Origin of the sequence: Stenotrophomonas sp. NPDC047960 (genome assembly GCF_043204395.1) — a bacterium.
GTDB lineage: Bacteria > Pseudomonadota > Gammaproteobacteria > Xanthomonadales > Xanthomonadaceae > Stenotrophomonas.
This window is the reverse complement of sequence record NZ_JBIDBX010000007.1, coordinates 275,345-288,352: the sequence shown is the minus strand read 5'-3', so window position 1 is coordinate 288,352 and position 13,008 is coordinate 275,345. Positions and strand designations below refer to the sequence as shown.

Annotated in this window: 7 protein-coding genes and 1 riboswitch; of the genes, 4 read left to right on the top strand and 3 right to left on the bottom strand. The window is 68.1% G+C overall.

Features of this window, described 5'->3' with window-relative positions; translation table 11 throughout:
* Nucleotides 1–2: 2 nt before the first annotated feature.
* Nucleotides 3–3,587 (bottom strand): ATP-binding protein, encoded by a 3,585-nt coding sequence (locus tag ACGFZ3_RS16440; RefSeq protein ID WP_392923474.1) that lies wholly within the window; start codon nt 3,585–3,587, stop codon nt 3–5.
* Nucleotides 3,588–3,665: 78 nt separating this feature from the next.
* Here ACGFZ3_RS16440 and ACGFZ3_RS16435 point away from each other — a divergent pair, with 78 nt between their 5' ends.
* From ACGFZ3_RS16435 to pnuC, 4 genes are all read left to right on the top strand, one after another.
* Nucleotides 3,666–4,304: a response regulator gene (locus ACGFZ3_RS16435; protein WP_392923471.1), complete on the top strand. Its 639-nt coding sequence runs from the start codon at nt 3,666–3,668 to the stop codon at nt 4,302–4,304.
* A gap of 45 nt (nt 4,305–4,349) precedes the next feature.
* Nucleotides 4,350–5,486, top strand: coding sequence for a phosphotransferase enzyme family protein (locus ACGFZ3_RS16430; RefSeq protein ID WP_392923468.1), 1,137 nt, complete (start codon nt 4,350–4,352; stop codon nt 5,484–5,486).
* Between the two features lie 41 nt (nt 5,487–5,527).
* Nucleotides 5,528–5,623, top strand: a riboswitch (TPP riboswitch).
* Nucleotides 5,624–5,689: 66 nt separating this feature from the next.
* Entirely contained in the window at nt 5,690–7,861 is a 2,172-nt protein-coding gene (locus ACGFZ3_RS16425) for a TonB-dependent siderophore receptor (protein WP_392923465.1), read from the top strand.
* 8 nt (nt 7,862–7,869) lie between these two features.
* Complete coding sequence (pnuC, locus tag ACGFZ3_RS16420; RefSeq protein WP_392923463.1) at nt 7,870–8,442, top strand: nicotinamide riboside transporter PnuC; 573 nt, start codon at nt 7,870–7,872, stop codon at nt 8,440–8,442.
* Between the two features lie 36 nt (nt 8,443–8,478).
* Here the strand turns inward: pnuC and ACGFZ3_RS16415 are convergent, their stop codons facing one another.
* Together ACGFZ3_RS16415 and ACGFZ3_RS16410 are read right to left on the bottom strand one after the other, a co-directional pair.
* A complete protein-coding gene (locus ACGFZ3_RS16415) occupies nt 8,479–10,602 on the bottom strand; it encodes a phosphocholine-specific phospholipase C (protein WP_392923612.1) in 2,124 nt (707 codons plus the stop codon).
* 17 nt (nt 10,603–10,619) lie between these two features.
* Entirely contained in the window at nt 10,620–12,980 is a 2,361-nt protein-coding gene (locus ACGFZ3_RS16410) for a TonB-dependent receptor (protein WP_392923461.1), read from the bottom strand.
* Nucleotides 12,981–13,008: the final 28 nt, after the last annotated feature.

The following is a 13,008-nucleotide window of genomic DNA, read 5'->3' as shown; positions in this document are numbered from 1 at the left end:
CCCTACGATTCGTCCAGGCTGAGCAGGTACACCTGCAGCGCCTCTTCGAACGCGCGGATGTCGTCGGCGCTTGCCGCCAGCCCCTGTTCCGGAATCCGCTGCATCAACGCACGTGCCTGCGTTGCCAGTGATTCGGCACCCAGCGTGCCCAGCCCACCGACAATACGATGCAGCACCTCCACCGCGGTGTTGCTGTCACCCGCGTCGCGTGCTTCCCAGCCGCGCTGCAGGTCGTCCGCGGTGGCCTTGCGCATGCTGTCGATCAGCACCGTCGCCACATGTTCGGAACCGAAGCGGCGCACGATCGCCGTCCGCGTAGGCGCGGCAGCAGGCGCGGTTTCGACCCGCGGCGTGGCTTCGCGCGCGGCCTCGTCCGCCTCGTCCGAGGGCAGCCACCGGCGCAGTGCCTGGCGCAGCGTGGCCAGCGCCACCGGCTTGGCCAGCAGGTCGTCCATGCCGGCCTCACGGCAACGCTGCACGTCTTCGGCCAGCGCACTGGCGGTCAGCGCCAGCACGGGCATGCGCTGGCCGCTGCCGCGTTCGCGTTCACGGATGTGCCGGGTAAGGGTGTAACCGTCCATCACCGGCATGCGGCAATCGGTGATGACCAGATCGAAGCCGGTCGACGCCAGCAGCCTCAGTGCGGCCTCGCCATCCACGGCCAGCTCATGCTGCAGGCCAAGCTGCTGCAGCCGCCAGCGCATCAATGCCTGGTTGGTGGGATGGTCCTCCACTACCAGCACGCGGCGGCGCGCCTGGCCGGGCGGCAACGGGTCGACATCACCGCCCGGGCCCTGCTCGTCACGTACGCTTTCCTCTCCAGGCACCAGCGGCAGACTCAACTGCACGTCCACGCGGGTTCCTTCGCCTGGCACGCTGTGCATCTCCAGTCGCCCGCGCATCAACCCCACCAGGCGTTGGCAGATGCTCAACCCCAACCCGGTGCCGCCGTAGTGTCGGGTAATGGCGACATCCGCCTGGGCGAACGGCTTGAACAGCCGCTCGCGCTGCTCGGGGGAAATGCCAATGCCGGTGTCGGTCACGGTCAGGCGCAACGCCTGCGCCATCTCATCATCGCGTTCCACGCTCAACGCGATGGTCACCGAGCCTTCGTTGGTGAACTTGATGGCATTGCTGAGCAGGTTGAATACGATCTGGCGCAACCGCATGCCATCGACCAGATGCTGATGGGCAACCGCCGCGTCGACCTCCAGGCTGAGCGACAGGCCCTTGCTGGATGCCTGCGGGGACAACAGTTGCTGCACGTTGTCGAGCAGGCTGCGCAACATCACCGGCTGCGGCTCCAGCGGCAGCGCACCGGCTTCAATGCGGGAGTAATCGAGGATGTCATCCAGGATCTGCCGCAGCATCTGCGCCGAATCTTCGATGACTGCGATGATGCGCCGCTGTTCGCCATCCAGGTCGGTGTGCGACAGCGCTTCGACCATGCCCAGAACGCCGCTCATCGGCGTGCGGATTTCATGGCTCATGGTCGCCAGGAAGTTGGACTTTGCCGCGGTGGCGCGCTCGGCGTCGGACTTGGCGGCCGCCAGTGCATCGGCCTGCGCCCGTGCTTCAGTCACATCCACCCAATAACCGCTCCACAGCACCACGCCGTGCTCGGCGGCATACGGCAATGCGCGGGTGCGCACCCAGCGCACCACGCCGTGGGGGCTGGTGCGGAACTCCATGTCCAATGCGGAGAAATCACGCGCGGCCTCGTTCAGCGCGCGGTTGACGGCGTCGCGGTCGCGCGGGTCGATCTGGTCTACCAGGCGCGTTTCATCGGCAACCACCTCGGCGGTGCTCACCCCGAACATCGACTGCAGGTCACCGGTGATGTACGGGAACGTGACCCGGCCATCGCTGTCACGTCGCGCCTGGTAGACAATCGCCGGCAGGTTGTCGGTCACTTCCACCAGGCGCTGCTCCAGCCGGCGCCGCATGCCGACCTCACGGCGCAGCCGCCAGTAACCCCAGCCGTGCACGATGATGCCGGTGAGCAGCACCAGCGACAGCGGTACCGCCCAGCGCGCGACCGAGCGCCAGTCCAGCCCGGCGCGGTACTCGGCCAGCAACCAGTCTCCGCGGATGGCAGCGTGCTCGCGCGGGGTGAGGTTGGCCAGCACCCGGTCGAAGGTGGTGGCCAACGGCGCGTACTGGCGCTTGACCGCCAACGACAGCTGGTCGCTGAAACCCGCTGGCGCGGCCACGTGCAGCTTGGCCGGGTAAAGCTCGCGCACCACGCGGTCAACCATGGCCAGGTTGCCCACGTAGGCGTCGGCGTCGCCATTGGCCAATCGCGACAGCGCCTGCTCCACGCCGCGCGCCGGCACGATGCGCGCCTTGGGGGCGTACTGAAGGATGTAGCCCCGCAGACGCTCGGGATCTGAAAGCAGGATGCTGCGCCCGTCCAGGTCGCCCAGGCCCAGCACCGAACGGCTGTTGTTCGGGGTGACGATCACGTTGGGCACGCTGATGAAGGGCTGGCTGAAGACCCAGTCATCGCCCAGGTAATGCGCGTCGTTGGGCATGCCCATCACCACATCGACATCGCCGCGGCGCATCTGCTCGCGCACTTCAAACCAGTCGTGCGCCGGCACGCGGTTCAACTGCGCGCCGACCATGCGCAGCTGGCGCAGGTAATCGCCCGCCACGCCACTGGGTTCGCCGGCCGCATCGATGAACGACAGCGGCGCGCCGGTCGGGGCATAGCCCATGCGCAATGGGGTGGCCAGGATGCGGCGTTCGGCCTCGCCCAGGATCAGCCGCGACTGCGCCGACCACTGCAGCGGCGGCAGCCATCGCTTGTACAGCGCTTCACGCTGCGCGGCGGTCACGGTCGACAGCGCGCTGTCGAGCGCTTCGGCCAACGGCTGGCGCGCGTTGGGCACGCCGAAGTGAAGGCGTTCGGGCGGCAGGTCGCTGGGCCGCAGCAGGGCAATGCCGTCAATGCCCTGCTGACGGATCAACGTGCTGGCCACGTGCGCATTGCCGATGTACACATCGGCCTTGCCCTGCGCCACCATCGCCAGCGCGGCGCGCGTGTTGGGTGCGGTCACCTGGCGGGCGGCGGGGAAACGTGAGCGCACCTGGTGGCTGGTGAGGAATTCCTGCTCGGTGACCACGCGCAGCCCGGCCAGGTCCGGGTCGGTCGAGGTGCGGGTATCCCCGATCCGTCCCACCAGCGCCAGCGGCGCATCGGCATAGGAGCCGGTATAGACCATGCAGCGGGTCCGATCCGGGGTCAGGGTGATGTTCATCACCACGTCGACCTCGCCCCGACATGCCGCATCCAGCACGTCGGCCCAATCGCGATACACCCGCACCTTCACCCGTACGCCGAGCTGCCGGGTCAGCAACATCAAGTAGTCGTAGCCAAGCCCATCCGGGCGGCCGTTGTGCATGAATTCGAATGGTGGCCAGCCGCTGTCGTACAGCCCCAGTAAGATGGTAGGGTTCCGGTCGATCCATTCAGCCTGGCGCGGTGAGAGCGACGGTGCAGGCGCCGGCGTCGCGAAGGCGGTGGCGCCCAGCGCGATCACCAGGCCCAGCACGACCAGCCAGCGGACAACCGAGGTACGCATGCTGTCAGTTCTCCCAGGAGTGATCCGCCCACCGCGACGTGCCCCAAGGGGCCGCTGCCTTACCGGCCATACTATTCCATGAGCTTGCGCATAATCATCGCCGACGACCACCCAGTGGTCCGCATCGGCACCAGATCCGTGATCGAATCCAGCGGCGTTGGCCAGGTGGTGGCCGAAGCCAGCAGCGTGGACGAGCTTCTGGCCGCGTTGAAGGCCAACAAGTGCGATGTGCTGGTCACCGACTATTCAATGCCCGGCGGCGCGCAACCTGACGGTTTTGCCATGATCGGACAGGTCCGCCGTCACTATCCGGACCTGCCGGTGCTGATGCTCAGTGTTTCCAACAATCTGGCGATCCTGCGCATGGTGGTCTCCACTGGCGTGTTGGGGCTGGTCGACAAGACCTCCTCGATGGAGGAGCTGCCGGTGGCCATCCAGACCGTACATCGCGGCCAGCCATACGTGAGCCGTACGCTCAAGAATCTCATCGACCGCATCGGCACGCAGAGCCTGGGTGATGAACGCACGCGGGCGCTGTCGCCGCGCGAGGTGGAAGTACTGCGACTGCTCGCCAGTGGCCTGATCGTCAAGGAGATCGCCGCGAAGCTGCACAAGAGCGTGAGCACGATCAGCCGGCAGAAGGGCGATGCGATGCTCAAGCTCGGCCTGAAGAACGATGCGCAGCTGTTCGACTGGTTGCAGCAATGGCCGTTGTGATTTCGCGTGGCACGCCTCCGGGCTGCCACTGAACATTCAGTTTGCATGACGAATTCAGACCATCGCGTACAGGGCCTGGACAACGACGCCGTCGTTGCGGACTGGCCAGCGATCCTCAACCAGGAACTGGCGTGGCTGCGCGGCCAGTACAGCGCGCTCGACGAGGACAGCCACGTGTTGTGGCACAGCCCGCGCCCGTTTTCCGCCGCGGCGTTGTTGGCAGGCGGATCGCGACGCTGCTTTGTCAAACGCCACCATCGCAGCGTGCGCACGGCCGAGGGACTGGCCGAAGAGCATCGTTTCATCGCGCACCTGGCCGCTGCGGGACTGCCGGTGGTGCAGGTGCTGCCCACGCGCGAAGGCGCAACCGCGATCGAACACGGCGACTGGACCTACGAACTGCACGCCGAAGGCGATGGCCACGACCTGTACCGCGACAGTCCTTCATGGACACCGTTGGGCGATGTGGCCCAGGCACGCACGGCGGGTGCGATGCTGGCCCGGCTGCACCTTGCGTCGGCGAGCTACCACGCGCCCCAGCGCAGCGCCCACCTGCTGGTGGCGCGCGATGACCTGATCCGCGCCCACGATCCGCTGGCGCTGCTCGGCCAGCAGCTGACCGACCGACCGGCGCTGGCCAGCTACCTGGCGCGACAGCGCTGGGCACACGACCTGCAGCGCGCGGTGCTGCCCTGGCACGCGGCCGTGGTCGAGCAGCTGGCCGCCGAACCGGTGCTGTGGGGGCACAACGACTGGCATGTGTCCAACCTGCTCTGGCACGGCCACGGCCCCACGGCGACGATCAGCACCGTCTTCGATTTCGGCCTGGCCTCGCCGACCAGCGCTCTGTTCGACCTGGCCACCGCAATCGAGCGCAATGCCATCGCGTGGCTGGATGCCCGCGGCGGGGGCCCGGTGCCGCATGCCGATATCGCGCTGGCGCTGCTGGCCGGCTACCGCCAGGTACGCCCGCTGGCAGCTGCCCAGGTGCACCTGCTGGCCGACCTGCTGCCGGTGGTACACCTGGACTTCGCCCTCTCGGAAGTGGAGTACTTCCAAGGGGTTACCGGCTCCCCGGCCAACGCCGACGTGGCGTACCACACGTTCCTGCTGGGCCATGCCGACTGGTTCACCCGCCGCCCGGGCAGGGCCCTGCTGGATGCCCTGCACGCCGCTGCCTGAACCGCCGGGGTCGCAACGGGGGCCGATTGGTGTGAAAATGGCCACTGAAGCGGGGGTGCCTGGCGTTGCCAGGCTGAGAGAGTCCCTTGGAACCTGATCCGGTTTGCACCGGCGTAGGGAGCTTGAGCAGCGAGCGCACCCCCATTGCGGGCCGGTGCGCCGGCGCGCCGTCGCTTCGTCTCCTCTGGCTGATGACGAATCGAATGAACCGCTGCTACCGCCTCACGCTGTTGACCGCCGCCCTCTGCGCCGCCCTGCCGCTGTACGCCAGTGACGCCGACACCGCCGCGGGCAAGCGCTCGCCCACCGACCTGGCCGGCATCCGCGTACAGGCGCGCAAGCCCGCCACGCCGCTGGCACCGTCGAGCAGCTTCGGCAGCGCCGACTGGAAGAACACGCCGGCCTCGGTCAACGTACTCGACAGCGCCTTCCTGGACCGCCTGCAGGTGCGCACCCTGTCCGAGCTGGCCCGGCACGACGCCTCGCTGGGCGACAGCTACGCACCGGTGGGCTATTACCAGAACGTCGCCATCCGCGGCTTCGCGCTGGACCCGGCCACCGGCTACCGCTTCAACGGGCTGTCCATCGCCGGCGAACAGCGGCTGGCGCTGGAGAACGTGCAGCAGGTGGAGATCCTCAAGGGTGAGGCCGGCCTGGCGGCTGGCGTGATGGCGCCGGGCGGGATCATCAACTACGTCGGCAAGCGGCCCGCCGAGGTACGCAACGTTACCCTGGCCACCGATTCGGAAGGCTCGCGCTACGCGGCGGTGGATCTGGGCGGCTGGCTGACTCCGCGCTTCGGGCTGCGCTTCAACGCCGCCTGGGATGACGCTTCGTCCTACATCGAGCACGCCGATGGCCGCCGCAACTTCTATTCGCTGGCCGCCGACTGGCTGATCGGCGAACACGGCAAGCTGGAGGTGGATGCCAACTACCAGACCAGCGCGCAGCGTTCGGCGTCCGGTTACCAGCTGCTGGGCGGCAGCGAACTGCCGCGCGGCGTGGACCGCAGCCGCATGCTGGGCCACCAGGCGTGGCAGCAGCCGGTGGGCATCGACAGCACCAACCTCACCGCGCTGCACACCTACGATTTCAGCCCTGCCTGGCAGTCACGCGTTTCGGTCGGCCACAGCCGTTCGGTGATCCAGGACAACGTGGCCTTCGCGTACGGCTGCTACTACGCTGCTGGCTGCGCCGATGGCAGCGTGCCGGGCAACTACTTCGCGCCCAACGGCGACTACGACATCTACGATTACCGCAGCCCCGACGACGTGCGCCGCAATGATGAGGCACGCGGCGAACTGCGCGGCCGCTTCAGCACCGGGGCGGTGGAACACGAGCTGTCGGTGGGCCTGAGCGCCTTCCACCGTACCGTGGACAAGCGCCAGAACGTCAACGAGTACGTGGGCACGGCCAACATCGGCGATGCGCAGGTGCCGGTGTTCGATCCCTCCCCGCTGCAGCCGGGCCCGTCGGCGCGGCGCCTGGACAGCTGGCAGCGCGCGGTGTTCGCGCTGGACCGCATGCACATCGGCGATGACTGGCAGTGGCTGGCCGGCGGCCGCTACGTGCGCCTGGATGAGCGCGCATACGACAAGCGCGGTACCCCGCAACGGCACAGCCGCCTGTCGCAGTTCCTTCCGCAGACCGCACTGGTGTGGCAGGCGACCGAACAGCTGAATGTCTACGCCAGTTACGTGGAAGGCCTGTCGCTGGGCCAGGAAGCGCCGTTCTGGACGTCCAACGGCAGCACCTTCCTGCCGGCCCTGCAGTCGCGCCAGCGCGAGCTGGGCGTCAAGTACGCTGCCACCGACGGCCTGATGCTGGGCGCGGCAGTGTTCCGCACCACCCAGCCGTTCCAGTACGCCAAGCCGGACGCCAGCGATGCCGGCTTCACCTTCGTGCAGGAAGGCACCCAGGCCCACACCGGACTGGAGCTGACCGCCAATGGCCAGGTCACCGAACGGCTGGGCCTGACGGCCAGCGCCAGCGTGCTGCAGGCACGTGCGCGCGATTCCGGCACCGCGTTCCATGACGGCCAGCAGCTGGTCAACGTGCCCAAGGTGCGCGCGGCCGTGCACGCGGACTACGCCCTGCCGTTCGCGCCCGGGCTGGCGGTAAGTGGTGGCTGGCGCTATGCCTCGTCCAATGCGGCGACGGTGGATGGCAGCGTCAAGGCGCCTTCGTATTCGGTGTTCGATGCCGGCCTGCGCTTCCAGCACGCGCTGCGCGCGCATCCGGTGACCTGGACGCTGTCGGTGGACAATGTGTTCGACCGCTTCTACTGGCGTGATACCGGCAGCAGCTACGGCGACTACTACCTGTTCGCCGGTGCGCCGCGCCAGGCGCGGCTGTCGGTCACCTTCGGCCTGTGAGCGCGCTCATGCTCGAGTGGAGCGCTGTCGCCGCCAGCCTGCTCGGCGTGTGGCTGATGGCCCAGCGCCGCGTGCTGGCGTGGCCGGTGGGGCTGCTGGCCGTCGCCCTGTACGCGGTGGTGTTCATCGAAGCGCGGCTGTATTCGGACACCCTGCTGCAGGTCGCCTTTGGTGGTTTCCTGCTGTATGGCTGGCTGAGCTGGCACCGGCACGCCGAACAGGATGGCGCGATCGTGATCGTGCCGCTGCCGCGCCGGCAGCTGCTGCGCGACCTGGCCGTGGGCATCGTGTCCGGCATCGCATTGGGCGCGGCCATGCACACCTGGACCGACGCGGCGCTGCCGTGGCTGGATGCCATGCTGGCCGCGCTCAGCCTGGTGGCGCAGTGGTGGCAGGCACGCCGCCACGTGGCCACCTGGTGGCTGTGGATCGTGGTGGACGTGGTCTATGTGGGCATGTACCTGGCCAAGTCACTGGACATCACCGCCGGGCTGTACCTGGTGTTCGTCGGCCTGGCGGTGATGGGCCTGCGCGCCTGGTCGGCGGCGGGCCATGCCGGGGCCGCACTGAAACCGCGCTAGGCGTGCGCGCCGGCACGAAAGCCGGCGCTTGCCATGTCAGTCGAGCAGGAAGCGCATCGCCGCAGTGCCCAGTGCCGGGTCGGTGCTGCCCGGCCGGCCATCTTCGATGCGCCCGGCCAGGCGCTGCATCACGCCGGACTGCTGGATCTCCAGGTCGTACCAGCCCGCCGTGGGAGCGGCGTTCCAGCGGATCTGCATGGCCTGCCCCGGCGCCAGCTGCAGCTCACGTTCGGGCATGCGGCCCGCGTAGACGGCGGCGCGTACGGTGACCGCGCGCCCCGTAGCCACGGTGTTGTGAAGCTGAAGCAACAGCTGCTCATCCTCCCTGCTGACTGACGCCCGCACCGGTACCCCGGCGTTCGCCTCGCCACGGAACTGCCGGTGGAAGCCGTTCGGGCCCAGCAGCCACAGGTCGTAGCCTTCCCCTGTGTGTATCGGCCAGTGATCCCGCAGCGGCGCACCGGGCGCTACGGTGTAGCGGCGCGGAATCGCCTCCAGGCGCAACCGGTCGTAGACATGCAGTACCGCAGCGGCACCTTCACAACCCAAGGTCAGCTGCACGTGGGTGTTGCCTGCATCCAGCGCGATCTCTGCCTGCGGACGGTACGGCAACGGGCGCGCCGGGCGCACACCCGGTTCCTGCTTCGCCGGTTCAAGGTCTGCCGGCAGCGCCGGCACCGTGCGCCTGGGAAGGGCCGCCGCCCGCGCAGCGACGGCAGCGGTCGCCGGCAGCGACGCAATGAAGGGCCGCGTATCGGAGGCAGTGAAATCGAAGGCACCGGTCAAGTCGCCGCACACCGCGCGGCGCCACGGCGACAGTTCGGGTGCAGCCACGCCGAAGCGGCGCTCGATCAGGCGGATCACCGAGGTGTGGTCGTACACCTGCGAATCGACCCAGCCGCCACGGCTCCACGGCGAAATGACGTAGAGCGGCACGCGTGGGCCCAGCCCGTAGGGGCGGCCACGCAGGTCGTGCGGGTCGGCCTTTTCGTTGCCCGGCGACGGCTGCAGGTGGTACTCGCCATCGGTGGGCACTGCGGAAGCACCTGCCCAACCCGTCGCCGCGGCGGGGTCACGCGACGGCGGTGCAGGTGGCGGCATGTGGTCGAAGAAGCCATCGTTCTCGTCGAACATCAGCAGCAGCGCGGTGCGGCTCCAGACGTCCGGGTCTGCGGTGAGCGCATCCAGCACGCGCGCGGTATAGGCCGCGCCCTGCGCGGGGCTGGACGGTCCGGGATGTTCACTGCCGTCGGCATCGGCAATGATGAAACTCACCTGCGGCAGCTGACCTTTCAGCACGTCCTCGCGCAGCTGCGCCAGGCCACGGGTGCTGACCCCGCGCTCGCGCAGCGCTGCGTCATGCCCGGGCGCGCCGCGCCAGGCCTGGCGGAATGGCTCGGAGCCGGCCAGCGGGTTGTCGGTGAAGTTGTCGGCCATGTCCTGGTAGATCCGCCAGTCGATACCCGACCGTTGCAGGCGCTCGACGTAGGTGGTCCAGGTGTAGGAATCGGGGTGGCCGCCCAGTTCCGGGAAGTTGTCGTGCGAGTTGGCTACGGCCGGGCCGCCGCCGCGTCCATGTGGATCGTTGTGGCCGGTCCAGAGGAACAGCCTGTTTGGATTGGTGCCGGCCTGCATCGCGCAGTGGTAGGCATCGCATACGGTGAAGGCTTCGGCCAACGCAAACTGGAACGGCAAGTCAGCACGACGGTAGTAGCCCATCGCATGGTCCTGCTTGGCCGCTGGCCAGTGGGCCATGCGCCCGTGGTCCCACGCGCGCTGCGCATCGGGCCAGGTGTGCGGGGTGCCTTCCACCCGCATATGGCCGAAGTGTGCGGCGGTATCCAGCGGGAACGGGGCGATGCCGTGGGTGCCGGCCGCGTTCGGCTGCAGCCACACGTTGCGGCGTGGCTGTCCCGCGGCGAGCGGGGCCGCCGGCACCACGAAGCGGTCGCCGAAGCCGCGCACGCCCGGCAGCGTGCCGAAGTAGTGGTCGAAGGAGCGGTTCTCCTGCATGAACACCACGATGTGCTGCACATCCTCGAGGCTGCGGCTGCGTGCATGCGGCGCGATCGCCGCCGCACGCGTGATGCTGGGCATCAGCGCGCCGATGCCTGCGGCCAGCCCGGCCTGCAGCAGCCGTCGCCGGCTGCTGTCGGGCAAGGGCGGGCGCGCCGGGCTCACAGGTCGACCCGGACCGAGAAGCCTACGGTGCGCGGCGCGCCGATAAAGGCCGAGTCGCTGCCGTCCACGCCGGCCAGGTAGCGGCGGTCGGTGAGGTTGCTTACCACGAGGTTTGCGCCCACGCCCTTCAGCTTCGGCGAAAGGCTCTGCAGGTCGAAGCCGATGTTGGCGTTGAACACCGTGGCCGAGGGCAGGCGATTGTCGTTGGCCGCATCCAGGTAGCGCTCGCCCAGGTAACGCCCGGACAGGCCGACGTTCCAGCTGTCGCCCTGCCAGTCGGCCGACACCACCAGCACATGCTTGGGCTGTCCGATCACCTGTGCACCATCGACGATGCCCAGCTCTGTGTCGCGCGCCACGTTGCCGCTGCCCAGGTACCTGGAGCGGTTGTAGGTGTAGGCACCATTGATGCGCCAGCCGTTGTCCCAGCCATAGCCGAGCGCGGCTTCCAGGCCCCTGCTTTCCACGCCACCAAAGTTCTCGTAGACGCCATCGGTCTCGTCCAGGTAATCGATGCCGTCAGCCAGCCGCGCGGGCAGGTAGACGATGCGGTTGTCGAACTTGATGTTGTACAGGGTCAGCGAGCCGGTCAAGGGCCAGCGGCTCACGCGCAGGCCGAGCTCGATGTTGTCGGCGGTTTCCGGTTCCACCCGGGAGAAGCGCTGCGCATCGGTTTCGCCGAGTACACCGGAGGGGATGGCGGCAAAGTTCTGCGAGAAACCGCCGAACAGTTCCAGCCCGTCCACCGGCAGGGTCCAGGTGCCGCCGGCGGAGATAAGCGGGTCGGACTTCGAATCCGAGCGCACGTTCTCGGCGCTGCCGATCACGCGGTTGCGCCTCTGGTCGACGAAGAACTGCTTGACGCCCACGCGTGCGCTGAACGGCCCGAAGCGCGCCACGTTCTCCACGTAGTACATCTGCTCATCGGTCTTGTAGCGGTCTTCGAACTGCACCCAGTACGGCGGGTGGTCGAAGCTGATGTCGGTGCCCACGTTGAGCAGGCGGTGCCAGTCGCGGCGCACGCTGCGGTCGAACTGTTCCAGCCACACACCGGCGCGCACGGTGTTGTCGACCGTGCCCAGGGTCTGCTTCCATTCCACGTCGGCGGTGAAGCCGGCGCGGTCGTTGTCGTAGTGCGAATGGCGGTAGGACTGAACGCCCTGCACGCCCGCTGCATAACAGTTGGGGTCGTACTCGGCGCTGAACCCGGCGCGCGGCACGCACCCGGCCCGCATCTGCGCGGCGCTGCCGTCGGGATTGACGAAGTAGAACTGGCCCAGCGCGCTGCCGCCGTATACGGTGCTGCCGCCCAGGTATTCGGATTCCGGCGCGCCCGCGGCGTCGTTGCGCGCCTGCACAAGGTACGGTGGCAGCCAGTCGCCGCGGCCTTCCATCTTGTGCGCGTAGCCGGTGAGCGAAAGCTTGAAGCCATTGCCGCTGTCGAATGCGCCGCGCAGGTAGCCGAAGGTGTTCTCGCGCAGCGCGCGCGAGCCGGAACGGAAGTTCTGGTCCAGGTACGGAATGCCGGTGAGCGTGCCGGTGAGGCCATCACGGTCCGGGTTGGTCGCGAACGCTTCCGGGGTGACGCTGGTGTACTCGGGTTCGTCGGCATCGTTGTACGAGGCGTAGCCGCTCAGCGTCCAGCGGTCGAGCTCGGTGATGAATTTTGCGGCAAGTTGATCGTTGCTGACGTGGCCGCTGCCGTCAATCCAGTCATTGACCCGGGCCGACGAAGCGCTGATCCACGCGCGGGTGTTGCCGCCCAGCACGCCGGTGTCATAGCGCACGTAGTATTTGCGCGCGTCATTGTCACCGCCACCGGCGACCATGCGCAGGCGCGCGTCCTGCAGCGGGTCGCTGGTGAGGAAGTTCAGCGTGCCGCCGAGCGCTTCGTTGGAGCGCGAGGAGATGTCCGCCGTACCTTGGCTGACCTCGATGGTCTCCAGGTCGAGCGTATCGATGTAACGGTTGGCCAGCGAGCCGCCGCCATAGCCGGAGCCGCCGTTGGGCAGGCCATCGATGGTGGTGCCGATCTGCTGGGTGTCGCGGTTGGTCACGAAGCCGCGCATGCTGATCTGGGTGCCCCAGACCGAGGAGCCGGTGGCATCGGCTTCGCTGACCACCACGCCGGGCAGTTCGTTCAGCGCGTTGTTGACGCTGCCCAGGATCTGCTGGCGCTGCAGGGTTTCCTGGCTGACAGTGGTCTTGGCGAAGCTGGTGGCCTGGCCGATGACCTGTACCTGGTCCAGCGTGCGCGCGTCATCAGCGGGTGCCGGTTCGGCAGCGGTGGCCTGCACGGAAGCAGAAAGCAACAGGGCGAGCAGCGATACGCGGGGATAACGGCCAGCAGTGGGCATCGGTCATGGGCGCGGCAGTGGGGTCGGC

What these genes read in the sequence shown, in the direction of transcription:
- ACGFZ3_RS16430 (WP_392923468.1), top strand. Translation starts at nt 4,350, where the DNA reads ATGACGAATTCAGACCATCGCGTACAGGGCCTGGACAACGACGCCGTC.
- pnuC (WP_392923463.1), top strand. Translation starts at nt 7,870, where the DNA reads ATGCTCGAGTGGAGCGCTGTCGCCGCCAGCCTGCTCGGCGTGTGGCTG.
- ACGFZ3_RS16425 (WP_392923465.1), top strand. Translation starts at nt 5,690, where the DNA reads ATGAACCGCTGCTACCGCCTCACGCTGTTGACCGCCGCCCTCTGCGCC.
- ACGFZ3_RS16440 (WP_392923474.1), bottom strand. Translation starts at nt 3,587, where the DNA reads ATGCGTACCTCGGTTGTCCGCTGGCTGGTCGTGCTGGGCCTGGTGATC.
- ACGFZ3_RS16435 (WP_392923471.1), top strand. Translation starts at nt 3,666, where the DNA reads ATGAGCTTGCGCATAATCATCGCCGACGACCACCCAGTGGTCCGCATC.
- ACGFZ3_RS16410 (WP_392923461.1), bottom strand. Translation starts at nt 12,980, where the DNA reads ATGCCCACTGCTGGCCGTTATCCCCGCGTATCGCTGCTCGCCCTGTTG.